General features: G+C 70.5%; 24 protein-coding genes and 1 tRNA gene. 13 read left to right on the plus strand and 12 right to left on the minus strand.

Annotated features, from left to right (window positions below; translation table 11 throughout):
• Positions 1–50: 50 nt before the first annotated feature.
• Positions 51–719 carry a YceI family protein gene (locus tag ABZV00_RS23495; protein ID WP_355609693.1) on the minus strand — a complete coding sequence of 223 codons (669 nt, stop codon included), beginning with the start codon at positions 717–719 and terminating at the stop codon, positions 51–53.
• A gap of 271 nt (positions 720–990) precedes the next feature.
• Here ABZV00_RS23495 and ABZV00_RS23500 point away from each other — a divergent pair, with 271 nt between their 5' ends.
• Positions 991–1,455 (plus strand): Rrf2 family transcriptional regulator, encoded by a 465-nt coding sequence (locus ABZV00_RS23500; RefSeq protein WP_355609695.1) that lies wholly within the window; start codon positions 991–993, stop codon positions 1,453–1,455.
• Between the two features lie 172 nt (positions 1,456–1,627).
• Positions 1,628–2,581: a sulfite exporter TauE/SafE family protein gene (locus ABZV00_RS23505; protein ID WP_355609697.1), complete on the plus strand. Its 954-nt coding sequence runs from the start codon at positions 1,628–1,630 to the stop codon at positions 2,579–2,581.
• A gap of 184 nt (positions 2,582–2,765) precedes the next feature.
• On the opposite strand, the gene ABZV00_RS23510 is transcribed toward ABZV00_RS23505, so the two are convergent.
• Positions 2,766–4,202 (minus strand): pyridoxal-dependent decarboxylase, encoded by a 1,437-nt coding sequence (locus tag ABZV00_RS23510; RefSeq protein ID WP_355609699.1) that lies wholly within the window; start codon positions 4,200–4,202, stop codon positions 2,766–2,768.
• Positions 4,203–4,438: 236 nt separating this feature from the next.
• On the opposite strand from ABZV00_RS23510, the gene ABZV00_RS23515 reads away from it, so the two are divergent.
• Positions 4,439–6,700 carry a cellulose binding domain-containing protein gene (locus ABZV00_RS23515; protein ID WP_355609701.1) on the plus strand — a complete coding sequence of 754 codons (2,262 nt, stop codon included), beginning with the start codon at positions 4,439–4,441 and terminating at the stop codon, positions 6,698–6,700.
• A 199-nt stretch (positions 6,701–6,899) separates the two neighbouring features.
• Here ABZV00_RS23515 and ABZV00_RS23520 read toward each other — a convergent pair whose 3' ends face one another.
• Complete coding sequence (locus ABZV00_RS23520; RefSeq protein WP_355609703.1) at positions 6,900–7,922, minus strand: LLM class flavin-dependent oxidoreductase; 1,023 nt, start codon at positions 7,920–7,922, stop codon at positions 6,900–6,902.
• A gap of 68 nt (positions 7,923–7,990) precedes the next feature.
• The gene (locus tag ABZV00_RS23525; protein WP_328418802.1) at positions 7,991–8,470 is read right to left on the minus strand and encodes an Lrp/AsnC family transcriptional regulator; all 480 of its coding nucleotides are present in this window, start codon (positions 8,468–8,470) and stop codon (positions 7,991–7,993) included.
• 83 nt (positions 8,471–8,553) lie between these two features.
• On the opposite strand from ABZV00_RS23525, the gene ABZV00_RS23530 reads away from it, so the two are divergent.
• The gene (locus tag ABZV00_RS23530; protein WP_355609705.1) at positions 8,554–9,732 is read left to right on the plus strand and encodes a PLP-dependent transferase; all 1,179 of its coding nucleotides are present in this window, start codon (positions 8,554–8,556) and stop codon (positions 9,730–9,732) included.
• A gap of 18 nt (positions 9,733–9,750) precedes the next feature.
• On the opposite strand, the gene ABZV00_RS23535 is transcribed toward ABZV00_RS23530, so the two are convergent.
• Together ABZV00_RS23535 and ABZV00_RS23540 are read right to left on the minus strand one after the other, a co-directional pair.
• Complete coding sequence (locus tag ABZV00_RS23535; RefSeq protein WP_355609706.1) at positions 9,751–10,401, minus strand: NAD-dependent epimerase/dehydratase family protein; 651 nt, start codon at positions 10,399–10,401, stop codon at positions 9,751–9,753.
• A gap of 190 nt (positions 10,402–10,591) precedes the next feature.
• Positions 10,592–10,674: transfer RNA gene (locus tag ABZV00_RS23540), tRNA-Leu, on the minus strand.
• Positions 10,675–10,756: 82 nt separating this feature from the next.
• On the opposite strand from ABZV00_RS23540, the gene ABZV00_RS23545 reads away from it, so the two are divergent.
• The 8 genes from ABZV00_RS23545 (at position 10,757) to polA (ending at position 20,866) form a co-directional block, all read left to right on the plus strand.
• Complete coding sequence (locus ABZV00_RS23545) at positions 10,757–11,377, plus strand: response regulator (RefSeq protein ID WP_089019813.1); 621 nt, start codon at positions 10,757–10,759, stop codon at positions 11,375–11,377.
• 96 nt (positions 11,378–11,473) lie between these two features.
• A complete protein-coding gene (locus ABZV00_RS23550; RefSeq protein ID WP_355609708.1) occupies positions 11,474–12,673 on the plus strand; it encodes a hypothetical protein in 1,200 nt (399 codons plus the stop codon).
• A gap of 366 nt (positions 12,674–13,039) precedes the next feature.
• Positions 13,040–14,191 (plus strand): branched-chain amino acid ABC transporter substrate-binding protein, encoded by a 1,152-nt coding sequence (locus ABZV00_RS23555; RefSeq protein ID WP_328418798.1) that lies wholly within the window; start codon positions 13,040–13,042, stop codon positions 14,189–14,191.
• A 66-nt stretch (positions 14,192–14,257) separates the two neighbouring features.
• Positions 14,258–15,241 (plus strand): branched-chain amino acid ABC transporter permease, encoded by a 984-nt coding sequence (locus ABZV00_RS23560; protein WP_355609709.1) that lies wholly within the window; start codon positions 14,258–14,260, stop codon positions 15,239–15,241.
• Complete coding sequence (locus ABZV00_RS23565) at positions 15,238–16,395, plus strand: branched-chain amino acid ABC transporter permease (protein WP_355609711.1); 1,158 nt, start codon at positions 15,238–15,240, stop codon at positions 16,393–16,395. The genes ABZV00_RS23560 and ABZV00_RS23565 overlap by 4 nt, the downstream gene beginning before the upstream one ends.
• Positions 16,388–17,329 (plus strand): ABC transporter ATP-binding protein, encoded by a 942-nt coding sequence (locus ABZV00_RS23570; RefSeq protein WP_328418795.1) that lies wholly within the window; start codon positions 16,388–16,390, stop codon positions 17,327–17,329. Before ABZV00_RS23565 ends, ABZV00_RS23570 begins: the two co-directional genes overlap by 8 nt.
• The gene (locus ABZV00_RS23575) at positions 17,316–18,029 is read left to right on the plus strand and encodes an ABC transporter ATP-binding protein (protein WP_328418794.1); all 714 of its coding nucleotides are present in this window, start codon (positions 17,316–17,318) and stop codon (positions 18,027–18,029) included. Before ABZV00_RS23570 ends, ABZV00_RS23575 begins: the two co-directional genes overlap by 14 nt.
• Before the next feature lie 137 nt (positions 18,030–18,166).
• A complete protein-coding gene (gene polA / locus ABZV00_RS23580; protein WP_355609713.1) occupies positions 18,167–20,866 on the plus strand; it encodes a DNA polymerase I in 2,700 nt (899 codons plus the stop codon).
• A 164-nt stretch (positions 20,867–21,030) separates the two neighbouring features.
• On the opposite strand, the gene ABZV00_RS23585 is transcribed toward polA, so the two are convergent.
• The 4 genes from ABZV00_RS23585 to ABZV00_RS23600 all read right to left on the minus strand — a co-directional run bounded on the left by ABZV00_RS23585 (position 21,031) and on the right by ABZV00_RS23600 (position 22,702).
• Positions 21,031–21,378, minus strand: coding sequence for a DUF3140 domain-containing protein (locus ABZV00_RS23585; RefSeq protein WP_355609715.1), 348 nt, complete (start codon positions 21,376–21,378; stop codon positions 21,031–21,033).
• Complete coding sequence (locus tag ABZV00_RS23590) at positions 21,365–21,586, minus strand: DUF2945 domain-containing protein (RefSeq protein WP_328418792.1); 222 nt, start codon at positions 21,584–21,586, stop codon at positions 21,365–21,367. Before ABZV00_RS23590 ends, ABZV00_RS23585 begins: the two co-directional genes overlap by 14 nt.
• Before the next feature lie 53 nt (positions 21,587–21,639).
• Positions 21,640–21,783, minus strand: coding sequence for a hypothetical protein (locus ABZV00_RS23595; RefSeq protein WP_355609717.1), 144 nt, complete (start codon positions 21,781–21,783; stop codon positions 21,640–21,642).
• A 112-nt stretch (positions 21,784–21,895) separates the two neighbouring features.
• Positions 21,896–22,702 carry a class I SAM-dependent methyltransferase gene (locus ABZV00_RS23600; RefSeq protein ID WP_328418790.1) on the minus strand — a complete coding sequence of 269 codons (807 nt, stop codon included), beginning with the start codon at positions 22,700–22,702 and terminating at the stop codon, positions 21,896–21,898.
• Between the two features lie 400 nt (positions 22,703–23,102).
• Here ABZV00_RS23600 and rpsA point away from each other — a divergent pair, with 400 nt between their 5' ends.
• Complete coding sequence (rpsA, locus tag ABZV00_RS23605; RefSeq protein ID WP_328418789.1) at positions 23,103–24,602, plus strand: 30S ribosomal protein S1; 1,500 nt, start codon at positions 23,103–23,105, stop codon at positions 24,600–24,602.
• 90 nt (positions 24,603–24,692) lie between these two features.
• Here rpsA and ABZV00_RS23610 read toward each other — a convergent pair whose 3' ends face one another.
• Positions 24,693–25,328: a GyrI-like domain-containing protein gene (locus ABZV00_RS23610; RefSeq protein ID WP_355609720.1), complete on the minus strand. Its 636-nt coding sequence runs from the start codon at positions 25,326–25,328 to the stop codon at positions 24,693–24,695.
• Positions 25,312–25,845, minus strand: coding sequence for a PadR family transcriptional regulator (locus ABZV00_RS23615; RefSeq protein WP_355609722.1), 534 nt, complete (start codon positions 25,843–25,845; stop codon positions 25,312–25,314). The genes ABZV00_RS23610 and ABZV00_RS23615 overlap by 17 nt, the downstream gene beginning before the upstream one ends.
• Positions 25,846–25,919 lie beyond the last annotated feature (74 nt).

A 25,919-nucleotide genomic window follows, 5' to 3' on the forward strand; every position in this document is an offset into this window, starting at 1 on the left:
GCACCTGCACCTGGGTGCGTCTTGGCGGGGACGACTGTCTGGGCGAGCCATCACGGCTGATGGATGGCCTCGCCGGCGATCTCGATCTGCACGGTCTTCCCCACCAGAACTCCGCCACTTTCGAGCAGGACGTTCCAGAGCAGACCGTAGTCCTCGCGGTTGATTTCCGCTGTCGCGCTGAATCCGAAAATGTTCTGTCCGTACGGATCGCGACGGGCGCCACCGAAATTCACCTGAAGGTCGACCGCGCGGGTGATCCCCTTCACCGTCAACTCACCGGTGAGGACGAATCGGTCCGGAGCGGGTTCGGACTGTGGCGGGACATTGTGACTTCTGCCTCTTCCGCCGAGTCGGTGGTTTCGTAGCCGGGCCCACTGGAAGATCGGGTCTTCGTTGCCCTTCCAGTTGATGCCCGTGCTTCGATATTCGAGGGTGGGAAAGCGTTCCACGTCAAGGAAATCGGCACTCATCAGGTGCGTGTCCCGGTCAGTGCTCCCGGTGGTGATGCTCGCCGTCTCGATGGTCGCGGTCACCGAGGAGAGCAGGGGATCCTCCGCCACGTAGATCTGCGCCGTCGCCTTGGCGAACTCGCCGCGCACCGGGCTCACCATCATGTGCCGGGATAGGAAACCGATCCGCTTGTGCGCCTGATCGAGCTGATAGGTGCCGGCCACCGGGATGGTCATGCCGTCCCAGGTGCGTGTCGCGATATCGGTCATCGTGTTGCCTTCCCCCCGGGCTGCACCCGGGTGTTTATCAATATGCTGCCGGGGCCCGCGCAAACGGTCAGACAGTCGTACTTCACGCCCAGCATAAGGACGCTCCGGAGCAGCTGTCGGGGCCCCACCTAACGGTGGTTCATGACGCACTTCACCATTTCCCGAAGGCCTCCGGCGACGGGTCCGAGCAGACCGGGTTTTCGTCGATGCGTGGCCGATCGGCCCAGGGTCGCCCACCCGGTTGGCGGAGCAGCGGGCTAACCTTGCCGGCATGCGCCTCTCCGCCCGGGTTGACTACGCCCTCCGCGCGGCCGCCGAGCTCGCCGCGACGGCCAGTGGCCCCGGGCGGGGCCGGCCGGTCACGGCTGACCAGATCGCCCGGGCCCAGGAAATCCCGCCGAAGTTCCTGGAGAGCATCCTGCTCCAGCTTCGCCGGGGCGGCATCGTGCACGCCCAGCGCGGCCCGGAGGGCGGCTACTGGCTGGCCCGCCCGGCTGAGGAGATCTCGCTGGCCGACGTGATCCGGGTGATCGACGGGCCGCTCGCGCACGTCCGCGGGCAGCGCCCGGAGCAGCTCGGCTACCACGGCCCGGCCCGCGCGCTTCAGGAGGTCTGGATCGCGTTGCGGGCCAGCGAGCGGGAGATCCTGGAGTTGGTCAGCGTCGCCGACGTGGCCGCGGGCACGCTGCCCGAACGGGTCACCGAGCTGGTCGCCGACCCGCGCGCCTGGATCTGACCGCCGGGCCGCCGTCCGGCCGCGTCACCCACCCCGTCCGTCCTGGCCGGTCCGCCGTGCTCCGACGCTGACCGCCGGCATCCCATCCACCGATCAGGGTCTTGACCCCGGCCACCCCGTGCCGCATTGTCGACCAAGTCGATAGGAGATGCCGAAAAGACAGGGGGCGCTCGTGCGTAAGCTGCTGGTCCTCGCTCTGGTCGGGCTTGCCGCGCAGTTGGTCGACGGCTCGCTCGGCATGGCGTACGGGCTGACGTCGTCCACCCTGCTGCTGGTCGTCGGGGTCGCCCCGGCCGCCGCCTCCGCGTCGGTGCACCTGGCCGAGATCGGCACCACGCTCGCCGCCGGGGTGGCGCACTGGCGGTTCGGCAACGTCGACTGGCGGGTGGTGACCCGCATCGCGCTGCCCGGCGCGATCGGCGCGTTCGCCGGCGCCACCCTGCTCAGCTCGATCTCCACCGAGTCGGCCGCGCCGTGGATGGCCGGCATCCTCTTCACGCTCGGCGCGTACCTGCTGGTCCGCTTCGCCCGACCGCTGCGTACCGACCGGGTCGGCGGGCGGCTGCGCGGGCGCTTCCTCGGCCCCCTCGGCCTGGTCGCCGGGTTCGTCGACGCCACCGGCGGTGGGGGCTGGGGCCCGGTGGCCACCCCGGCGCTGCTGGTCTCCGGCCGCCTGGAGCCGCGCAAGGTGATCGGCTCGGTGGACACCGCCGAGTTCGTGGTGGCCGGCGCGGCCAGCATCGGCTTCCTGATCGGGCTGGGCACCGAGGGATTCCTGCTGCCCACCGTGGCCGCGCTGCTCATCGGCGGGCTCATCGCCGCCCCGCTGGCCGCCTGGCTGGTGCGCATCGTGCCGGCCCAACTGCTCGGCGCGGCGGTCGGTGGCGTGATCGTGCTGACCAACGCCCGTACCCTGATCCGCGCGGGCGACCTGGGCGGCGCCGTGCCGCCCCTGGTCTACGCCCTGCTCACCGCCGCTTGGCTGGCCGCGCTGGTGTTCGCCGTGCGCGCCCTGCGCCGCACCCGCCGCGCCCGCGCCCGCGCCACCGACGTCGCTCCCACCCCAGCACCCGCCAGCGCAGTCCCGGCTGACCTGGCCACAACGGGTACGCCCACCACGCGCTGAACCTCGCGACAACATCGCCCAGGCGCTCCACGGCGAGGCGGGTATGGCCGCGTCGATCATGGAGTCGTGGTGGGCAGAATGTCGTCACTTGCCCGCTTTACGAGGCACCACAACCCCATGATCGACGCGCGGGAGCCGGGAGGCGGGGCGCGGGGGGCGCGGGAGGGGCGGGGCGGGAGGGTGGTCAGTGGGGGAGTAGGTCGTTGGTGGTGGAGGTCAGCAGCGTCCAGGCCTCGTCGATGTGCCGCTCGGCGGTCTGTGGCGAGCCGACCGCCAGCCGCAGCGTGTACCGGCCGGCCACCCGGGTGTGCGTCAGGTGCACCCGCCCGGTGCGGTTCATCCGGGCCAGCAGTTCGGAGTTGACGTCGTCGTCGGCGCGCAACCGGAAGCAGACCAGCGAGAACGGGTGCGCCGCCGCCAGCTCGAACCGGTCGTCGGCCCGGAGCCGGTCGGCGAACCGGGCGGCCAGCGCCACTCCGGAGCGGATGTGTGCCCGCAGCCCCTCGGCGCCGTACCAGCGCAGCACGAACCACAGCTTCAGGGATCGGAACCGGCGGCCCAGCGGGACCTGCCAGTCCCGGTAGTCGATCACCGCGCCGGACTCGCTGGCCGCATTGCGCAGGAACTCCGGCAGCACGGTCAGCGCCTCGACCAGCTCAGCGCGGTCGGCCACCCAGAACGCGTCGCAGTCGAAGCCGGTGAGCAGCCACTTGTGCGGGTCGAAGCAGTACGAGTCGGCGTACTCCAGACCGGCGTGCGACCAGCGCAACTCGGGGCAGACGGCGGCGGCGCCCGCGTACGCGGCATCCACGTGCAGCCAGATCCCGTACTCGGCGCAGATCGCGCCGATCTCCGGCAGCGGGTCGACGGCGGTGGTGGAGGTGGTGCCGATGGTGGCCACCACGATGGCGGGCACGTCCCCGGTGGCCAGGTCGGCCTCGATCGCGGCGCGCAGTGCGGCCGGCCGGAGCGCCTGGGTGTCCGGGTCCACCTCGATCGTGCGGACCCCGTCGGCGCCCAGCCCGGCGATCCGTACGGCCTTCTCGATGGAAGAGTGCCCGTGGGTGGAGGTGTACGCGCGGTAGCGCCGGTCGATGCCGGTGTCGCGCCAGCGGCCCCCGCTGGCCCGGTGCAGTGCGGCCAGGGTGGCCACCAGGGTCGCCGAGGAGGCCGAGTCCTGGATCACCCCGCCACCGGTACCGGTCGAGCGGAACCGTGGCGGCAGGTCCAGCAGTTGGGCCAGCCAGTCCATCATCACGGTCTCCAGCTCGGTGCAGGCCGGGCTGGCGGCCCAGAGCATGCCCTGCACACCGAGCCCGGAGCTGACCAGGTCGCCGAGCACGCTCGGGCCGGAGGTGTTGGCCGGGAAGTAGCCGAAGAAGCCCGGGTGCTGCCAGTGGGTCAGCCCCGGTACGACGATCGCGTCCAGGTCGGCGAGGACCGCTTCGACCGGCTCGCCGGCGGTGGGCGGCGCGACCGGCAGGGCCGCCGCCACGGTGCCCGGCGGGTCGGCCGGGGTGACCGGGCGCTGCTCCAGCGTGGCCCAGTAGTCGGCGATCCAGTCGACCACGGCGTGGCCGGCCTGGCGGAACTCGTCAGGATCCATGTGTGGGGCGCTCACCCGGACGAGTTGATCAGGCATCGTCCGCCGGGGCAAGACGTCACCGGGCCATCAGTACAGCAACGGGCAAGCGCTTGCCTTACGATGCGCGGTGAGTCGGGTCCGTGAGTTCCAGGGCGTTCATCCCCGATCAGGTCGCCGCCCGCCGCCGTCGCGGCGGACCAGTTCACCGCGCTTTCCCGGGCAGGGCAGGTGGACCCACAGCGGTCACCCCACCGGATCCCCGGAGGCAGTTCATGCACCCGTCCAGACATCGTTTGATCCTGCTCGCCGGCACGACGGTGACAGTCGTCGTGGCCGCGACCCTCGGCACGGTCGTCGCCTCGGCCGCCGCCGTCGGCTGCCGGGTCGACTACCAGGTCACCAACCAGTGGCAGGGCGGCTTCGGCGCCAACGTCACCGTCACCAACCTCGGCGACCCGGTCACCGGCTGGGCCCTCACCTGGTCGTACACCGCCGGCCAGCAGGTCACCCAGGCGTGGAACGCCGCCGTCACCCAGTCCGGCGCCCAGGTCACCGCGCGCAACGTCGACTACAACGCCACCATCGGCACCAACGGCACCGCCGCGTTCGGTTTCAACGGCTCGTGGACCAGCAGCAACCCCGGCCCGGCCAGCTTCGCGCTCAACGGCGCCACCTGCACCGGCGCGCCGCCCACCGACGGTCCGACCACCCCGCCGCCGACCACCCCGCCGCCGACCACTCCGCCGCCGACCACTCCGCCCCCGACCACTCCGCCGCCCACCGGGGGCGGGCTGCAGATGGAGGACCTGGACCGAGGGCTGATCAGCGTCCGCTCCGGCAGCGGCAACCTGGTCTCCTGGCGGCTGCTCGGCACCGAGACCTCCGGCGTCGCGTTCAACCTCTACCGGGGCTCCGCCAGGGTCAACGCCAGCCCGATCGCCGGCGCCACCACGTACCTCGACAGCGGCGCGGCGGTCGGCTCGGCGTACACCGTCCGCGCCGTGGTGGGCGGCGCCGAGCAGGCCGCGTCGGCGCCCGCCCTCCAGTTCGGCGCCGGCTACCTGGACGTGCCGTTGCAGGTTCCGCCGGGCGGCAGCACCCCCAGCGGGGAGAGCTACACCTACAGCGCCAGCGACGCCTCGGTGGGCGACCTCGACGGCGACGGCAGCTACGAGATCGTGCTCAAGTGGGAGCCGTCGAACGCCAAGGACAACTCCCAGTCCGGCTACACGGGCATCGTCTACGTGGACGCGTACACCCTTGCCGGGGCTCGGTTGTGGCGCGTCGACCTGGGCCGCAACATCCGCGCCGGCGCCCACTACACCCAGTTCCAGGTGTACGACTACGACGGCGACGGGCGCGCCGAGGTGGCCATGAAGACCGCCGACGGCACCCGCTCCGGCACCGGCCAGGTGATCGGGTCCGCCTCGGCGGACCACCACAACTCCAGCGGCTACGTGCTGGCCGGCCCGGAGTACCTGACCATGTTCGACGGGCAGACCGGCGCCGTGCTGTCCACCGTCAACTACGACCCGCCGCGCGGCACCGTGTCGGCCTGGGGTGACTCGTACGGCAACCGGGTGGACCGGTTCCTGGCCGGCACTGCGTACCTGGACGGGCAGCGCCCCTCCCTGATCATGGCCCGGGGCTACTACACCCGGGCGGTGGTCGCGGCCTGGGACTTCCGCGACGGCGCGCTGCGCAAGCGCTGGACGTTCGACTCGAACGCCTCCGGCAACGGCGCCGCGGCCGGTCAGGGCAACCATCAACTCTCCGTCGCCGACGTCGACGTCGACGGCCGCCAGGAGATCGTCTACGGCGCGGCCACCATCGACGACAACGGTCGGCTGCTCTACTCGACGGGCAACGGGCACGGCGACGCGCTGCACGTCGGCGACCTCGACCCGAGCCGCTCCGGCCTGGAGGTGTTCAAGGTCGACGAGGATGCCAGCAAGCCCAGTTCCTGGTTCGCCGACGCGCGTACCGGTCAGATCCTCTGGTCCACGCCGGCCTCGGGTGACAACGGCCGGGGAGTCTCGGCGGACATCTGGGCGGGCAGCCCTGGCGCGGAGTCGTGGTCGTCCGCGGTCACCGGGCTGGCCAACACCAGGGGGCAGAACGTCGGCCGCAAGCCGTCGTCGGCCAACTTCCTCGCCTGGTGGGATGGTGACCCGGTGCGTGAGCTGCTCGACGGCACGAAGATCGACAAGTACGGCACCGGCGGTGAGACCCGGCTGCTCACCGGCAGCGACGTGGCGTCCAACAACGGCACCAAGTCCACGCCGGCGCTCTCCGGAGACATCCTGGGCGACTGGCGCGAGGAGGTGATCTGGCGGACCACCGACAGCCGGGCGTTGCGCATCTACAGCACGCCCACCCCGACCAGCACCCGGATCCACACCCTGATGCACGACCCGCAGTATCGGGTGGCGAACGCCTGGCAGAACACCGCCTACAACCAGCCGCCGCACCCGGGGTTCTTCATCGGCGACGGAATGGCCAACCCGCCCACCCCGAACATCTACCTACGCTGATCTGATCCTGGCGGCCCCGAGCGGGGTCGCCTTGGGTGGCAGGCACCGGGCCGCAGCCGCGGAATCCGCTCAGCTCCGGCCCGGTGCGCCACACCGCGGCATTCCCGACCCGTCCCGACCGGAAATGCCGTACCACCACCGGCACCAACGTTAGGCACCGTCCGGGTCGGGGCGGTGACGCTGACATGAAGATCGTGTTTCACGCGTCCCGGCGTAGACCGCCCGCCACCTGCTCGGCGATCAGCTCGTACGAGCGCACCCGGTCCTGCACGTCGTAGACGAGCGTGGTCAGCATCAGCTCGTCCGCACCGGTGCGTTCCTGCAACTCGGTCAGCTGTCGCCGGACGGTCTCCGGCGAGCCCATCGCCTGACCATCGCGGCGCTGCAGCACGAACTCCCGCTCGATCTCGGTGTACGGGTAGGCCGCCGCCTCCTCGGGCGTGGAGAGGGGTTCCGGCCGGCCGGAGCGCAGCTTCAGGAACGACAGGGCGCTCGGCCCGGCCAGCCACTCGGCCCGCTCGTCGGTCTCCGCGCAGACGGCGTTGACCGCCACCATCGCGTACGGCTTGTCCAGCCACTGGGAGGGCCGGAAGTTCTGCCGATAGAGCGCGAGCGCCGGCAGCGTGTTCGCCGAGCTGAAGTGGTGCGCGAAGGAGAACGGCAGGCCGAGCAGGCCGGCCAGTTGGGCGCTGAAGCCACTGGAGCCGAGCAGCCAGACCGCCGGCTGCTCACCGTGCCCGGGGGTGGCGATGATCTGCCCGGGCCGCTCTCCGCTGAAGTAGTTCATCAGGTCGTTCAGCTCGCGCGGGAAGCCCTCGGCCGAGAGCCCTTCCATGGTGCGGCGCAGGGCCAGCGCGGTCACCTGGTCGGTGCCCGGCGCCCGCCCGATCCCGAGGTCGATCCGGCCGGGGTGCAGCGCCTCCAGGGTGCCGAACTGCTCGGCCACCACCAGCGGCGCGTGGTTGGGCAGCATCACCCCGCCCGACCCGAGCCGGATCGTGGAGGTGTTCGCGGCCAGGTGGGCGAGCAGCACCGCGGGGGCGGAGCTGGCGATCGCCGGCATGTTGTGGTGCTCGGCCACCCAGAACCGGTGGTAGCCCAGCTCCTCGGTGCGGCGGGCCAGCTCGGTGGTGGCCCGCAGTGCCGCGCCAGCGGTGGTGCCCTTGGCGACCGGGGCAAGATCAAGAACAGACAACGGTACGGTGATCACAGGGTCAACCAACCCGTCGGCGACCGATTTTGTTCCGCTTGGCCGGCATCCGTCGGGTTATTCACCGCCCCTGCCGCTGCTCAGCCCATCCCGCGGGCCTGCTCGAAGATCAGGCTGGTCTGGGTGTGCTGCACCACCGGATCGACGGCGAGGTGGTCCAGCACGAAGTCGCGCAGCGCGTCCCCGGACGCGGCCCGCACATGCAGCACGTAGTCCTCCGCGCCGGCGACGTGGAACACCGACACCACCCCGGGCAGCCGCACCGACCGGGCCCGGAACGCGTCGACCGCCGCCCGCTCGTGCGCGGTCAGCCGTACCGACACCAGCGCCTGCAACGGCAGACCGAGCGCGGCCGGATCCACCTCGGCGTGGAAGCCGCGGATCGCGCCGCGGTCGCGCAGCGCCCGGGTGCGGGTCAGGCAGGTCGACGGCGCCACCCCCACCCGCTCGGCGAGGGCGTTGTTCGGTAGCCGGCCATCCGCGGCCAACTCGGTGAGGATCGCGCGGTCCACCTCGTCCAGGGTTGGGTGGGACCGCACATCGTTCGGCTCAGGGGGCATCCCGCCATCCTCGCCCGAATCTGTCAGCAAAACCAGCCCACCGGACAGAATTATGTTCCAGGCTATTGCCCATTGGTTGGCGGATGTTCGACGCTACCGCCATGACGACGGTGGACACCCGGGCCGTGCACGCCGGCCGCGACGACCTACGGACGCTCGGCGTGCACGTACCGCCGATCGACCTGTCCACCACCAACCCGCTGCCCTCGGTCGAGGACGGCGGGAACGCCTACGAGCAGCTCGCCACCGGCGGCCTTCGCCCAGCCGAGGGCGGCTCCGTCTACCAGCGGCTGTGGAACCCCACCGTGGCCCGCTTCGAGACCGCCCTCGCCGAGCTGGAGGGCACCGCGCAGGCCGTCGCCTTCGCCAGCGGCATGGCCGCCCTCACCGCCGCCCTGCTCGCCGCCGGCCGGGACGGCCGTCGGCACGTCGTCGCCGTCCGACCGCTGTACGGCGGCACCGACCACGTGCTGGCCACCGGGCTGCTCGGCACCACCGTCAGTTGGGCCCGCCCCGACGAGGTCGCCGCCGCCGTCCGTTCGGACACGGCGCTGGTCATCGTCGAGACGCCCGCCAACCCCACCCTCGACCTGGTGGACATCGCCGCCGTCGCCACCGCCGCCGGGGACGTCCCGCTGCTCGTCGACAACACGGTCGCCACCCCCGTGCTGCAACAGCCGGCCCGGCACGGTGCCGCCCTCGTGCTGCACAGCGCCACCAAGAGCATCGGCGGGCACGGCGACGTGCTCGCCGGCGTCGTCGCCTGCGACGCGGAGTGGGGCGCCCGGCTGCGCCAGGTCCGCGCGGTCACCGGCGCGATCCTGCACCCGCTCGGTGGCTACCTGTTGCACCGCGGGCTGCAGACCCTGCCGCTGCGCGTCCGCGCCCAGCAGGCCAACGCCGAGAAGCTCGCCGGCTGGCTCACCGACCACCCGTCCGTACATCGCGTGTACCACCCGTCGGTGCACGACCCGGCGGCGTTGGTCGGCCGGCAGATGGCCGGCCCCGGCAGCCTGCTCGCCTTCGAGGTACGCGGCGGCGCACCCGCCGCGGCCGCCGTCGCCGGCGCCTGCCGGCTGATCACCCACGCGGTGTCCCTCGGCGGCGTGGACACCCTGATCCAGCACCCCGCCTCGCTCACCCACCGGCCGGTCGAGGGCGACGCGAAGCCCGTCGGCGGTCTGCTGCGCCTCTCGGTCGGGCTGGAGGACACCGAGGACCTGCGCGCTGACCTCGCCCAGGCGCTCGACATCCTCGGCTGACCGGCCGGGCCGGTCGGCTCAGGCCAGGTCCTTGCCGGCCAGCACCCGCCGGGGCGAGCCCTCCCGGGCCACCCGCAGCATTGCCTGGCCGAGTCGGTCGGTGCTGGTCACCTGGTTCGGGAAGAGCCGGCTCACCACCGGGAACAGCGGGCTGGTCACCGCGTAGAGCACCCGGTACCAGCGCGTCCGTGACACGGCGCCGTGCGTCGGCTGGATGAAGCCCGGCCGGGCCGCGTAGCCGTTGGGCAGGAGATCGCGGACCGCGTTCTCGGTGCGGCCCTTGACCCGCGCCCACATCACCCGGCCCCGCCCGGTGGAGTCGGTGCCGACGCCGGAGACGTAGACGAAGGTGACCCTCGGGCTCACCTCCGCCAGCAGCCGCGCCGCGGCGAGCGGATAGTCATAGCTGATCTTGGTGTACGCGGCCTCGTCGAGGCCCAACGAGGAGACGCCGAGGCAGTAGAAGCAGGCGTCGACGCCGGTCAGGTCGGCGCGCACCGCGTCCAGCTCGCCGACGTCGGCGACGACGAGCTCGCGCAGCTTCGGATGCCGCTGCCCGGTCGGCTTCCGGCCGACGGTCAGCACCTCCTGCACGTCCTCGGCGAGCAGGCACTCGCGCAGCACGCCCTGACCGACCATGCCGGTCGCGCCGAAGATGACCACCCGCATCAGTTCCCACCTCTGTCGTCGATCTCGTCGCCCGGCCGGTCCGGTCGGGCCAGCCGTAGGCGGCGGGGTCCGTCGGATTGTCGACACCGTGCGATCGGCGGAAGCAACGGATGAGAGTACGCGTGCTGCCGACCGGGTGCGGTGGCGGCGAGCGCGGTGGACGCGGGCTCGAGCCCGCGTCTGAGGTGGGTGCCGGGAGCGGGATTCGAACCCGCAAGCCCTTTCGGGCAGAAGTGTTTGAGACTTCCGTGTATGCCGTTCCACCATCCCGGCGAGTGCCGCTTACTGTACCCGACTACGCTTCTGCGGGAGCATGGGTGGTAGCCGTGCAGGAACGATGGTGGGGGTAGGGCTGGTGGCCGAGACGCCGACGGATGCCGAGCGCAGGCGGGTGCTGATCGCCGAGGACGAGGCGCTGATCCGGCTGGACCTCGCCGAGATGCTGGTCGAAGAGGGCTACGAGGTGGTGGGGGAGGCCGGCGACGGCGAGACCGCCGTCCGCCTCGCCGAGGAGTTGAAGCCCGACCTGGTCATCCTCGACATCAAGATGCCGATCATGGATGGGCTGGCCGCCGCCGAGCGGATCGCCGGCGCCCGGATCGCCCCGGTGATCATCCTGACCGCGTTCAGCCAGCGTGACCTGGTCGAGCGCGCGCGGGCGGCGGGCGCGATGGCGTACCTGGTGAAGCCCTTCCAGAAGAGCGACCTGGTCCCGGCGGTGGAGATCGCGCTGTCGCGCTACTCGGAGGTCGCCGCGCTGGAGGCGGAGGTCGCCGGCCTGACCGACCGCCTGGAGATCCGCAAGACGGTGGAGCGCGCCAAGGGTGCGCTGATGACCACGTACGGGATGACCGAACCGCAGGCGTTCAAGTGGATCCAGCGCACGGCGATGGACCACCGGATGACCATGAAGGAGGTCGCCGAGCGGATCCTCGCCGAGACCGCCGGCGGCGAGGTGGCGCAGCCGACCGTCTGATCGGCGTCCGCTTCCCGACTGCCCCGTCGGATCGGTTCCGGTCGTGCGGCACATCGGGGGCCACCGCGCGGCGGCTGCGGGGCATAACATCGAGGCGTGTCCGTCCGACGGGTCATCGCGGTGTTCGGTCTCTTCGTGCTGCTGCTCTCCGGCTGCGACGGGCCCGCCGATCCGGCCGCCGAGACGTCGACCAGCGTGGGGCCGACCGCCGCCGCGCCGGTGCTCCGGCCGGGGTGGCAGCCTCTGACGGTGCCGGCGCCGCCGGGTGGCGAAGGCCGCCTGCTGCTCCGCGACGCGGCGGCCTGCGCGGGCCGTTGGTTCCTGGTCGGTGGTGTCGTCGACGCCGCTGGCGGCACCCGCCCGGCGGCCTGGACCAGCGTGGACGGTACGACCTGGACGGTCGTGCCGGTGCGCGCTGATTCCTTCTACGGCCGGCAGAACGTGCTCTCGTCGGTGGCCTGCCGCGACGGGAGGGCGGCGGTGATCGGCGCCAAGACCGGTGGGGCGCACGGCTATCCGCGGATCAGCACCTGGCGGCAGTTGCCCGACGGCACGCTGGTCGAGGTGCAGGCGTCGTTCGAGACGTTCGGCGGGCCGACGGCGGTCAACGTGTCCCGGTTGGCGGCTGGCGCCCCGGGCTGGCTGATCGTCGGCAATCGCTCGGCGGGCGCGGCCTCCTGGGTGTCCTCGCCGGACGCGGCGGAGTTCGCACTGGTGGAGGGCGCACCGGAGCTGGCCAGCGACCCGGTCGGGGTGACCTGGGCGTTCGACGCCGTGGCGGCGCCGCCGGGCTGGCTGGCGGTGGGTGGCCTGCTGCCGGCCGGCCGGATCGACCGGGATCCGGCGGTCTGGTCGTCGCCGGACGGGCGGTCGTGGCAGCGCACGGTGCTGCCGGGCGGCCCGGAGTACGAGGAGATGCAGCGGGTGACGCTCGTCGGCGGGGTGCCGGTGGCGGTCGGGCTGCGCGGGGCGACGTTCGGCGCGTGGCGGCAGGAGGCGTCGGGCTGGGTGGCCGCCGGGACGTTCGGCCGGCGGGCCGGGGCCGGGGTGCCCGGGGTGGCCTCGCTGGTCGCCGCCGGGGATCGGCTGGTCGCCGCCGTGACCGACGGTGCCCGGCACTCGGTGTGGGTCTCGGCCGATCGCGGCGGGTCGTGGCGGGAGGCCGCGATGCCGCTTGATGTGTCGGCGGGGGTCGATCGGGACGTGGCGCTGGTGGCGGTGGGCGACCGGTGGTGGTTGGCGGCGGACGACGGCACGCGGGCGGGGTTGTGGTCGGCGGCCGGCGTGGGCGCCTGAGCACCGGTGGTCGCGCGGCGCTCTGCTCCGGGTGGGATGTGCCGAGCCGTTTCCGCAGGTCAGGTGGCTTTTCGCCAGGGGGATCCCGGTCCGGGCGTGTGCGGGTGAGCTCCGACCGGACGCCGGCTTAAGGACCGACCGGCGGTTTCACCTGTTACGGACATCGACAAGATTGCGCTCGTCTTCGTAACGGTTTCGCAGACCCCCCGTTCAGGCCTTCCGGGACGGTGTGCCGTGTCGGTACGCTCCGCCATCACGAGCCGTAACGCAGGGGAAGTCCCTGCGGGGTGGGTGGAATTGCGGGCCTGCTGCTGTCGCCGTCGTTTCGGGTCAGCCGCGTCCGCATCTGGAGGAGGTCAGGAAGCCGTGAGGCGAAGCTATGTACGGGCGCTGGGTACCGTTGCGCTCGCCGCGACCCTAGTGGTCGCGGCTGGTTGCCAGGATTCCGGTGGAGGCGATGATGGGACCGCGTCCGGTGACTGCGGTGGCAAGATCGCGATCTTCGGCGCGTTCACGGGTGACAACGCAGGTCTGGTGATCCCGTCGCTGAACGGCGCGAAGCTCGCCGTGAAGCAGTTCAACGAGGCGAACCCGAACTGCAAGGTCACCATGCAGGAGTTCGACACCCAGGGTGACCCCGCGGTGGCGACCCCGTTCGCGAACCAGATCGCTGGGGACAACTCGTTCCTCGGTGTCATCGGTGGTCACTTCTCCGGTGAGTCGGACGCCACGATGCCGATCTACCAGGCCGCGGGCCTGGCGATGATCAGCCCGTCGGCGACCCGGACGGACCTGACCCAGAAGGGCAACACGTCCTTCTACCGCGTCGTCGGCAACGACGGCACGCAGGCCGGTGCGGTGGCGAGCTACCTGAAGACGCAGAGCGCGCAGAAGGTCTTCCTCGTCGATGACGCCAGCGCGTACGGCGCGGGCATCACCGAGGAGCTGGGCAAGCAGCTCGGCCCGCTGGTGGTGAACAAGGACAAGATCCAGGAGCGGCAGGCGCAGTTCGACGCCACCATCTCCAAGATCAAGTCTGCGCAGGCGGACTTCGTCTTCTACGGCGGCTACACCCGTGAGGCCGCTCCGCTGGTGAAGCAGATGCGCGCTGCCGGTGTCCAGGCCAAGTTCGTCGGCCCGGACGGTCTCTACGACCCGGCGTTCCCGGCGGGTGCCTCCGGCGGTGCCGAGGGCGCGATCATCACCTGCCCGTGCCTCCCGGCTGACAAGGCCGGCGGCACCTTCTCCGCCGACTACCAGAAGGAGTACGGCATCGCGCCGGGCTCCTACGGTGCGGAGGGCTTCGACGGCGCCAAGGTCTACCTGGACGCCTTCAAGGACGGCAAGAAGAGCCGGGCCGACATCCTGGCGTACGTGAAGGCGTACGACAAGCAGGGCGTGTCGAAGTACATCAAGTTCGATGCCAAGGGTGACGTCGACCCGTCGAAGGTCGTCATCTGGGCCTACCAGATCAAGGGCACGGCTATCGAGCCGCTGCAGGAGCTCAAGCTCAGCTGACGCCCAGGCATTGGAGTGCGGCCGGGGTGTCTCACCCCGGCCGCGCTCGATTCAAGGAGACCCCCGGTGCATTTCGATGAACTGATCGGCCATCTCGGCCAGCACACGGTCGATGGCCTGTCCAAGGGCGCTATCTACGCCCTGATCGCCCTTGGTTACACCCTCGTCTATGGCGTCCTTCGTCTGATCAACTTCGCTCACTCCGAGGTCTTCATGGTCGGTACCTTCGCGGTGCTGATCCTTTGGACCCAGCTCGGGGTGCAAAATAACCCCCCTGTCGGCCAGGCGATCCTGTTCCTGGTGCTCGGTCTGATCGTCGCGGCGGTCGCCTCCGGCGGTACGGCTCTGGCGCTTGAGCGGATCGCGTACCGGCCGTTGCGGCGTAAGAACGCGCCGCCGCTGATCTTCCTGATCACCGCGATCGGTCTGTCGCTGGTCTTCGTCGAGCTCTTCGGCCAGGTGCTGCCCAAGCTGCTCGGTGGCGTGTTGCCGGAGGCGTTCGGCCGGCCCCGGCAGATCGTCGGTATGCCGACGATCATCCAGCAGGAGACCCTGTTCACCATCGGCAACACGGCGATCACGAACATCCAGGTGATCGTCTTCGTCGCGGCCGTGGCGATGATGGCGCTGCTGGACTGGTTCATCAACCGCACCCGGTATGGCCGGGGCGTGCGGGCGGTGGCCCAGAACCCGGAGACCGCCGCGCTGATGGGCGTCAACCAGGAGCGCGTGATCATGCTGATCTTCGTGCTCGGTGGGATCATGGCCGGCGCCGCCGCTCTGTTGTGGAGCATGCGGTTCGGCTTCACCCAGAACAGCATCGGCTTCGTGCTCGGCCTCAAGGCGTTCACCGCCGCGGTCCTGGGCGGCATCGGTAACCTGCGCGGCGCGCTGCTGGGTGGCCTCTTCCTCGGCATCGTCGAGGTCTACGGCGCCACGCTCTTCGCGTCCAACTGGGAGGACGTCATCGCCTTCGTGGTGCTGATCGTGGTGCTGATGTTCCGGCCGACCGGTCTGTTGGGCGAGTCGCTCGGGAGGGCCCGCGCATGATCGACAAGATTCGCTCCGCTGATCGCCGCCGGGTGAGCCTGCTGACCACGGTCGGCGACCGCTGGCGGGCGCTGACGAAGTGGCAGCAGGCCCTCGGGCTGGCCGCCTTCGTGGCGGTCCTCTACTACCTGCCGCTGCTCGGCATTCCGGGCCTGACCTGGTTGCGTACCGACTCGATCGAGGGCGGTAACAACTGGGCGGGTGTGCTCTTCGTCTGCGCCATCTACGTGCTGGTCGCGATCGGCCTGAACGTGGTGGTCGGCCTCGCCGGCCTGCTCGACCTGGGCTACATCGGCTTCTTCGCCATCGGGGCGTACAGCGTGGCGCTGTTCGGTTCGGTGAACTCGCCGGTGGTGAAGTGGATCCAGCAGGAGTTTGACCTGCCGGCGACCTGGGCGGTGACCTGGGCGATCTGCCTGTTCATCGCGATCGTGCTGACGATGATCTCCGGGGTGCTGCTGGGCTGGCCGACGCTGCGGCTGCGCGGTGACTACCTGGCCATCGTGACCCTGGGCTTCGGCGAGATCATCCGGATCGTGGCCCGCAACGCCACCGGGCTGACCAACGGCCCGGTGGGCATCTCGGCCATCCCCGGCCCGGAGGGTGCGCCGTCAGCGGACAACAAGGTCTTCGGTCTGATCGACGCGAAGCCCTGGTACTGGCTGGCGATCACCTTCGTGCTGATCATGGTTTTCCTGGTCCGCCGGCTGGAGCACAGCCGGGTCGGCCGGGCATGGCTGGCCGTGCGGGAGGACGAGGACGCCGCCGCGGTGATGGGTGTGTACCCGTTCAAGTTCAAGCTCTGGGCGTTCGCCATCGGTGCGGCCCTCGGCGGCCTGTCGGGCTTCCTGTTCGGCAGCCGGAACGCGTTCATCGACCCGACCCAGTTCAACGCGAACCTGTCCATCCTCTTCGTCGCCATGGTGGTCGTCGGTGGCTCCGGCAACATGATCGGCGTCTCGCTCGGCGCGGTGCTGCTGGCGTACCTGCCGGAACGGTTCCGCGACTTCGCCGACTACCGGTGGTTGGTCTTCGGTCTGGCCATGGTGCTGGTGATGATCCTGCGTCCGCAGGGCCTTGTCCCGAGCCGGCGGCGGGCTCGCGAGTTGAAGGACCGCGCGGCGGAGGCAGAGGAGGCACCAGCTCATGTCTGACCAGACCACCAGCACCGCAGCGCCGAAGATCCCGACTCAGGCGGGACCGCGGCCGATACTGCTCGAGGTCGACGACGTCACGCTCCGCTTCGGCGGTGTGGTCGCCCTCGACAAGATCAATTTCCAGATCTACGAGGGCGAGATCCTCGGCCTCATCGGGCCGAACGGCGCCGGCAAGACCACCAGCTTCAACGTGATGACCGGGGTGTACAAGCCGACGTCCGGGGCCGTCCGGTTCCGGGGCCAGAAGGTGACCGGTCGCAAGCCGCACCAGATCAGCCAGCTCGGCATCTCCCGGACGTTCCAGAACATCCGTCTCTTCCCGGAGATGACGGCGCTGGAGAACGTCATGGTCGGCACGGACTCGCGGCACAAGACGAGCGTGCCCGGGGCGCTGTTCCGGCTCTACCGGGTTCGCCCGAAGCCGGAGGAGCTGCCGCAGGTCACCGCCGCGTCCGGGATCGTCCGGACCTGGCAGCAGGTGCGCCTGTCGGCCGCGAAGATCTTCGGCCTGTCCCGGCACATCCTCGAGGAGCGGGCGGCCGAGTCGAAGGCGCTCGAGCTGCTGCGCTTCGTGGGGATCGCCGACCGGGCCAACGACGAGGCGCGCAACCTGCCGTACGGCTACCAGCGCCGATTGGAGATCGCCCGGGCGCTGGCCACCGAGCCGAAGCTGATCTGCCTGGACGAGCCGGCCGCCGGCTTCAACCCGGCGGAGAAGGAGGAGCTCCTCACCCTGATTCGCAGGATCCGTGACAAGGGCCTGACCGTCCTGCTCATCGAGCACGACATGCGGCTGGTCATGGGGGTCACCGACCGGATCGTGGTGCTGGAGTTCGGCCGCAAGATCGCCGAGGGTGCGCCCGCGGAGGTCAGCCGCGATCCGAAGGTGATCGCCGCATACCTGGGGGAGCCCGCCGATGACGCTGCTTGAGCTCGAGAACGTCGCCGTTGCCTACGGCCGGATCGAGGCGCTGCACGGCATCAGCCTGAGCGTCAACGAGGGTGAGGTGGTGGCCCTGATCGGCGCGAACGGCGCCGGTAAGACCACCACCATGCGGGCCATCTCCGGGACCCGGGCGCTCGCCAGCGGGAAGATCACGTTCAACGGTGAGGACATCAGCAAGCTCCGGGCCGACCTGCGGGTGGTCCGGGGGCTGTGTCAGTCGCCGGAGGGGCGGCAGATCTTCCCGGGTATGACGGTGATGGAGAACCTGGACATGGGGGCGTACACCCGGCGGGACTCCGCCGGCATCGCCGCCGACCTGGACCGGGTGCTGACCCTGTTTCCGCGGCTGGCCGAGCGGCGCAAGCAGGCCGGCGGCACGCTCTCCGGCGGCGAGCAGCAGATGCTCGCGGTCGGCCGGGCGCTGATGAGCCGTCCGAAGCTGCTGCTGCTCGACGAGCCGTCGATGGGTCTGGCCCCGTTGGTGATCCGGCAGATCTTCGACATCATCACGGAGATCAACCAGCAGGGCACCACGATCCTGCTGGTGGAGCAGAACGCCCAGCAGGCGCTCTCCCGGGCGCACCGCGGCTACGTGCTGGAGACCGGTCAGATCGTGAAGGAAGGGACCGGTCAGGAGTTGCTGCACGACCCGTCGGTCAAGGAGGCGTACCTCGGCGTGGCCTGAGCCATCCGACCAACCAGCGGCCGGCCATCCCTCACGGGGTGGCCGGCCGCCGGCGTTCCGGCCGGCCGTCTGTTCCGCCGTCGGACGCGCGGTGCCGCCACCCGGGGATGTCGGTGCGACGGACTAGAGTCGCTGCCGTGACAGCTACGACGCCGCGCCTACTTCTCGTCGACGGACACTCCCTGGCATACCGGGCGTTCTTCGCCCTGCCGGTGGAAAACTTCTCCACCACGACGGGCCAGCCCACCAACGCGGTCTACGGCTTCACCTCGATGCTGATCAACGTGCTGCGCGACGAGCAGCCCACCCACATCGTCGTCGCGTTCGACGTCTCCCGCCGCTCCTTCCGCACCGACCGGTACGCGGAGTACAAGGCCGGCCGCAGCGAGACCCCGACCGACTTCAAGGGCCAGGTCAGCCTGGTCAAGGAGGTCCTGGCCGCGCTGCAGATCCCGGTGGTGGAGATGGAGGGCTACGAGGCCGACGACGTCATCGCGACGCTCGCCTGCCAGGCCCGCGACCAGGGTATGACGGTGTTGATCAGCAGCGGTGACCGGGACGCCTTCCAGTTGGTCGGCGACCAGGTCACCGTGTTGTACCCGCGCAAGGGTGTCTCCGACCTGGCCCGGATGGACCCGGCGGCCATCGAGGCGAAGTACGGCGTCGGTCCGGAGCGTTACCGGGACCTGGCCGCGCTGGTCGGCGAGACCAGCGACAACCTGCCCGGCGTCCCGGGCGTCGGCCCGAAGACCGCGGCAAAGTGGATCGCCACGTACGGCGGGGTGGAGGGCGTGATCGCCCGCGCCGACGAGATCAAGGGCAAGGCCGGCGACAGCCTGCGCGAGCGGCTCGCCGACGTGATCCGTAACTACGAGATCAACTGCCTGGTCTCCGACCTTGAGCTGCCGCTGCGCCCGGAGGACGCCCGGTGGGCCGGCTGGGACCGGGAGGCGGTGCACCAGGTCTTCGACACCCTGGAGTTCCGCATCCTGCGCGACCGGCTCTACCAGTATCTGGAGGCGGTCGAGCCGGAGGCCGAGTCCGGCTTCGACCTCACCGGCGAGGTGCTCACCGAGCCGGGCGCCCTGACCGCGTGGCTTTCCGCGCACGCCCCGACCGGCACCCCGGTCGGGTTGGCGATCAAGCTCGACACCGGCCCCAACCGCCGGCACACCGCCTCGATCACCGGCCTGGCGCTGGCCACCGCCGGCGGAGCGGCGGCCTGGGTGGACCCGGCGCGACTCGACGCGGCCGACGAGGGCGCGCTGGCCGGCTGGTTGACCGACGCGCAGCGGCCCAAGGTGCTGCACGACAGCAAGCCAGCCGTGCTGGCCTGTTCCGCGCACGGCTGGGAGCTGTCCGGCATCGTCCGCGACACCCAGATCGCCGCGTACCTGGCCCGCCCCGACCAGCGCTCCTACGACCTGACCGACCTGGCGCTGCGCTACCTGCACCGGGAGCTGCGGGTCGACGCGCCGGAGACCGGCCAGCTCACCCTCGACGGGCTGGGTGACGAGAGCGTGGCCGAGCAAAATCTGATGCTCCAGGCCCGGGCCACCCTCGACCTGGCCGACGCCATCGACGCCGAGCTGTCCCGCGACGGCGAGCAGTCGGCCCGGCTGATGGCCGGCGTGGAGCTGCCGCTGATGCGGGTCCTGGCCGGCATGGAGCGCACCGGCATCGCCGCCGACACGCATTATCTGTCCGAGTTGGAGGCGCACTTCGCCGCCGAGGTGAAGGCCGCCGCGCAGGGTGCGTACGAGGCGGTGGGCCGGGAGTTCAACCTGGGCTCGCCCAAGCAGCTGCAGGAGATCCTCTTCACCGAGCTGGGCCTGCCGAAGACCAAGAAGATCAAGACGGGCTACACCACCGACGCCGACGCCCTGCAGTGGCTCTACGCGCAGACCCCGCACCCGGTGCTGGCCCACCTGCTGCGCCACCGGGACGTGGCCAAGCTCAAGTCGACCGTCGACGGGCTGCTCAAGTCGGTCTCCGACGACGGCCGGATCCACACCACCTTCAACCAGACGGTCGCGGCCACCGGGCGGCTCTCCTCCACCGAGCCCAACCTGCAGAACATCCCGATCCGCACCGAGGAGGGCCGGCGCATCCGCCGGGCCTTCGTGGTGGGTGAGGGTTACGAGTGCCTGCTCACCGCCGACTACAGCCAGATCGAGATGCGCATCATGGCGCACCTTTCCTCGGACGACGCGCTCATCGAAGCCTTCAACTCCGGCGCCGACTTCCACGCCGCTACCGCATCGTCGGTCTTCGGGGTGCCGCTCGACGAGGTCACCCCGGACCAGCGCCGCAAGATCAAGGCGATGAACTACGGCCTGGCGTACGGGCTGAGCGCGTTCGGCCTGTCCCAGCAGCTCGGCATCGGCACCGAAGAGGCGCGCGGGCTGATGGAAAACTACTTCGCCGGCTTTGGCGGGGTGCGCGACTACCTGCAGCAGGTGGTCGCCCGAGCCCGCCAGGACGGCTACACCTCGACCATCCTGGGTCGCCGCCGCTACCTGCCGGACCTGGTCAGTGACAACCGGCAGCGCCGGGACATCGCCGAGCGGATGGCGCTCAACGCCCCGATCCAAGGCTCGGCGGCCGACATCATCAAGGTGGCGATGCTGCACGTCGACACCGCGCTGGGCGAGGCCGGGCTGCGCTCCCAGATGCTGTTGCAGGTGCACGACGAGCTGGTCTTCGAGGTCGCGCCGGGTGAGCGGGACGCGCTGGAGGCGCTGGTCCGGCGGGAGATGGGCGGGGCGTACCCGTTGTCGGTGCCGCTGGAGGTGTCGGTTGGCAACGGCCGGGACTGGAACAGCGCCGACCACTGATTTTCTGGTTGCGGTTGGGGGTTCCGGGGCAGCCCGACCCGCTCCGGACGGTCAGGCTTGATCCCTGCGCGGGTCGGGCTGCCCCGGAACCCCGACTGGGTCTCTGTGGTCGGTGCTGTTCGGCGTTGTGAATCAGAGTGGTTGGGCTGGGCCAGCCTGGTGGGTTACTTGAGGGGGTCGTGGCCCCAGTTCATGAGGGACCAGCGCCATTTGGTGTCGCGGACGTTGCCGGAGGGGCGCTGGGCCATGTGCCGGCGTACGTAGCCGACCACCTTGCGCATGTGCTTGTAGTCGCCCTCGGACAGCTCGCCGCGTTTGCGGCGCAACAGGTTGATGATCTTGCGCCCGGATTCGTGGCCGACTGACTCGCCGCCGCCGGAGCGACCGCCCTTGTGCCAGCCGACCTGCTTCGACTCGTCGGTCTCCAGCCAGGTGGACAGCTCGCCGGGCTTCATGTTCACCGCCTCGGTGAACTCCCGATGGGTGTCCCGCCCATCGTCACGACCCCTCATGACGCAGCACCTCGGGCCGGTGGGCCACGTCGCGGCCCGAGTCGTCGTTGCGGATCCGGTACTGCGGTTCGTCCTCCGTCGCGTTCACGGCGTGTCCGCGTACGTGCGTCCGGTCGGTCAGCTTCTCCTTGACCACGCCGTGCGCCCGGCCGCTGTGACTGGCCCAGGAGACGTGGTCGCCCTCGCGGAATTCCCTCTGCTCGGCCATGCTCCTCGGCTACCCGGCACCGCCGGGGCGAAACGGCCAGCCGAACCGGTCGACTACGGCGTGATCTCGGCGATCGGCAGTTTGATCTCGAACGGCTCGGTCAACTCGATCACGTCAGCGCCGTCGGCGACCAGCTCGTACTGCCGCTCACCGCCGGGCCCCACCCGGTCGCCGACCCGGTACGCGTAGACGTGCACCGGGTCCTGCTCGATCCGCCAGTAGAAGGGAATGCCGGCGGCGGCGTACTCGCCGGGCTTGGCGAAGCGGTCGATCCGATGGGGTGGGGGTCGCGCCGCGCGTGCGACGCGGTCAGCCGGCGGGCTTCTCGGTGACGAAGATGGCGGTGCCGGGGAAGAGCCGTCCGCGCAGCGGGCTCCACTGCCCCCAGATCCCCTCGTGCCCCGCCGGCCACTCCGGCTCCACCAGGTCCAGCAGCCGGAACCCGGCGCCGACCAGTTCGCGGATCCGGTCGCCGAGGGTCCGGTGCTGCTCGACGTAGGTGGCCACGCCGGACTCGTCCTGCTCCACGTAGGGGGAGCGGTCGAAGTACGAGTGCACGGCGGTCAGCCCACCCTCGCCCGGATCGTCGAGGAAGATCCAGCGCATCGGATGGGTCACCGAGAACACCCACCGGCCGCCGGGGCGCAGCACCCGGTGCACCTCGGCCAGCAGGGTCGCCGAGTCGTCCACGAACGGGATTGCGCCGAACGCGGTGCAGGCGAGGTCGAACGACTGGTCGGCGAACGGCAGGGCGAGCGCGTCGGCCTGCACCAGCGGTACGCGTACCCCGGTGCGGTCGGCGGCTTCGGCGGCGTGCCGCAACATGCCGGCGGACAGGTCGAAGGCGACCGGCCGGGCGCCCTGGGTGGCCAGCCAGCGGGCAGCGGCCGCGGCGCCGCAGCCGACCTCCAGCACCCGCCGCCCGGGCAGGTCACCGAGCAGCCGGGCGTCGGCCTCGCGCAGCCCTTCGGGGCACCAGACGAAGTCGACGTCACCGAGGAACGCGCCGTGCTCGGCTTGGTAGTCGTCGGCGTCGGTGTCCCACCAGCCGCGGTTTGCCCGCCGGGCCTCGGCGTCACCCACCCGGCGCCGGGTAACCCGGCTGTCGTCATCCACCCGCTCACGCTAGGCCCCGGGGCGGCTCCAGCGGGCGGTGGGCAGGGCCGACCCGCCGGCACGGTCGCGCCGCCGCCGGGCCACCGGTTGGGTGGGGCCGGTGGGGCCGGTGTGACCCAGGAGACAGCAGGGGTGTTTTCCGGGCGATTGTTCGGCTTTCGCAGGTCATCGAACGGCGAGAAGCTGGGAGGGCTTGCACGCTGTGGTAATGCGCACGGTAGGCTAGACGATGCGCTCGCGGATCGTGTGTCTCGGCAGGGAGCAGGTGCGCGGTCGACGGAGCCACATCATGATCTCACTGTGATCGTTCGGTGTGCCCGGCGACGGATCCGCTGGCGCGAACAGGTCACTGCGACACCAGCCTGCTGTGACAACCCATCCGACCGGAGCAACCGCCCACATGACGAGCAGCATCGAGGCCCCCTCGAGCGCCACCCGGGTCACCCACGACGATCTCGGTTCCGAGGAGGCATTCCTCGCCGCGATCGACGAGACCATCAAGTACTTCAACGACGGCGACATTGTCGAAGGCACCGTCGTCAAGGTCGATCGGGACGAGGTCCTGCTCGACATCGGCTACAAGACCGAGGGTGTCATCCCCTCTCGGGAGTTGTCGATCAAGCACGACGTGGACCCCGCCGAGGTTGTGACGGTTGGTGACCACATCGAGGCCCTGGTTCTCCAGAAGGAGGACAAGGAGGGTCGTCTGATCCTCTCCAAGAAGCGGGCGCAGTACGAGCGGGCCTGGGGCACGATCGAGAAGATCAAGGACGAGGACGGCGTCGTCCGCGGCTCGGTCATCGAGGTGGTCAAGGGTGGCCTCATCCTCGACATCGGGCTTCGCGGCTTCCTGCCCGCGTCCCTGGTCGAGATGCGGCGCGTGCGCGACCTGCAGCCGTACGTCGGGCGGGAGCTCGAGGCCAAGATCATCGAGCTGGACAAGAACCGCAACAACGTGGTCCTGTCCCGCCGGGCCTGGCTGGAGCAGACGCAGTCCGAGGTGCGTACCGAGTTCCTCAACAAGCTGCAGAAGGGCCAGGTCCGCAAGGGCGTCGTGTCCTCGATCGTCAACTTCGGCGCATTCGTGGACCTCGGCGGCGTCGACGGTCTGGTGCACGTCTCCGAGCTGTCCTGGAAGCACATCGACCACCCGTCCGAGGTCGTCGAGGTGGGCCAGGAGGTCGAGGTCGAGGTCCTGGACGTCGACCTGGACCGCGAGCGGGTTTCGCTGTCGCTGAAGGCGACCCAGGAGGACCCGTGGCGGCAGTTCGCCCGCACCCACGCGATCCAGCAGATCGTGCCGGGTAAGGTCACCAAGCTGGTGCCGTTCGGTGCGTTCGTCCGGGTGGACGACGGCATCGAGGGCCTGGTCCACATCTCCGAGCTGGCCGAGCGCCACGTGGAGATCCCGGAGCAGGTCGTCCAGGTTGGCTCCGAGGTCATGGTCAAGGTCATCGACATCGACCTGGAGCGTCGCCGGATCTCGCTGTCGCTCAAGCAGGCCAACGAGGGCTTCGTCGAGGGCGAGGAGCACTTCGACCCGACCCTCTACGGCATGGCCGCGACGTACGACACCGAGGGCAACTACATCTACCCGGAGGGCTTCGACCCGGAGACGGGCGAGTGGCTCGAGGGGTACGACAAGCAGCGCGAGACCTGGGAGAACCAGTACGCCGAGGCTCGTGTGCGCTGGGAGGCCCACACCAAGCAGGTGCAGACCTCTCGGGCCGCCGACGCCGAGGCCGCTGCCAACCCGACTCCGGTCGTCCCGGCCGCCGCTGGGGGCACCACCTCCTCGACCAGCCCGGCCCCGAGCCGGCAGGCCGAGGAGCCGGCCGGCACCCTGGCCACCGACGAGGCGCTCGCCGCACTGCGGGAGAAGCTCGCCGGCGGTAAGTGACCCGCTGAACGACGAAGGGCCCCGTCCCCGCGATCTTCGGATCGCCGGGGGCGGGGCCCTCGCCGTACCCCGGGCCGGCCGCCGGGTCAGCTACGCATTCGCTGCGGCGGTGACGGTGACCGGTTGCCTCAGGATGGTGCGTTGCTTGTCGGGTGCGACCTTGCGGAAGTCGCTGAGGTAGATCTCGTGGTGCCTGCCGACCATCCGTAACCCGTTGCCCGGCACGAACTCGTGGTGCAGGTGCGCCAGCACCTCGGCTTCCTCGTCGAAGGACCCGACGTGCAGCGTCTGTACGCACCGCCCCTCGGAGAGCGTCTCCAGCCGGGTGTCGTCGAGACGCGCCGGGCGATTCCTGGCTCCGGCCTGCTCCATGGCGGCGGTGACCATGTCCTGGTTGATCCAGTCCGGGGCCATGATCATCAGCGTCCAGTCCCACCGTGACTTGTCGCGTTCCGCGGTGAAGGAGTCCATGTCATCGGCCCACCACAGGCCCTCCAGGGGCGGGACGACGTAGTCGCGCCCGAGGTTTCGTTTGCTGGCGAACTTCAGCTTGTAGGCCACTGGGTAGAGGGCTTCGACGGCGTCGGTGAACGCCGGTGAGGTGTTCGGGTCGCCGTGGCCGTCGATCATGAGGTACTGCATGTCGGGCACGTCCACGATCCGGAACTCGCCTCGTCTGGCTTGATAGGCGTCGGTGGTCTTCTTGAAGTCAGTCTTGTCCGTCATCAGGCACCTGGGCTCGGGCGGCGAGCCACTGCCTTTCTGCCTCGAGGAGGCTCAGCGAGTACGAGAACACCTCACGCGCCGGTCGCGGGAGGGCGGCTTGCGCCTGCTGCGCCACCTGGACCGCCTCGATGCGGGCTTCGACCCGCGCCAACCGGGTGCGTAGCGCCTGTGCGTACTCCTGATCGGAGAGCAGGGGCAGGTTGGCGATACCGACGAGAAGCGGGTGCGGGACCGGCCGTGGTTCCTCGATGAGAGCCAGCGCGGTGCGCGCCGCAACCTCTCGGCCCTGGGCGGTGGCGTGGTACACGCGGCGGGACTTTGGGGCGGCGGGAGCCTCGGGAACGTGGACCAGGCCGCGCTTCTCCAGCTTGGCGAGCAGGTAGTAGATCGAGGAGAACCCGACGTCGGACCACTGCCGGATGCCGCGTTGCTCGATCACCTGCTCCAGGTCGTAGCCGTGCCGGGCGCGTTCGATGATCAAGCCCAGCACGGTCAGCTCGGCTGGAGTCAGCTCCATATCAGTATTCTATTACTAGAATAGAGACACCTGGGATGTCCCTTCAGGAGGGGCCCGGCCCCGAGCCGGCAGGC

The organism is Micromonospora sp. NPDC005173 (genome assembly GCF_040608515.1).
Classification (GTDB): Bacteria; Actinomycetota; Actinomycetes; order Mycobacteriales; family Micromonosporaceae; genus Micromonospora.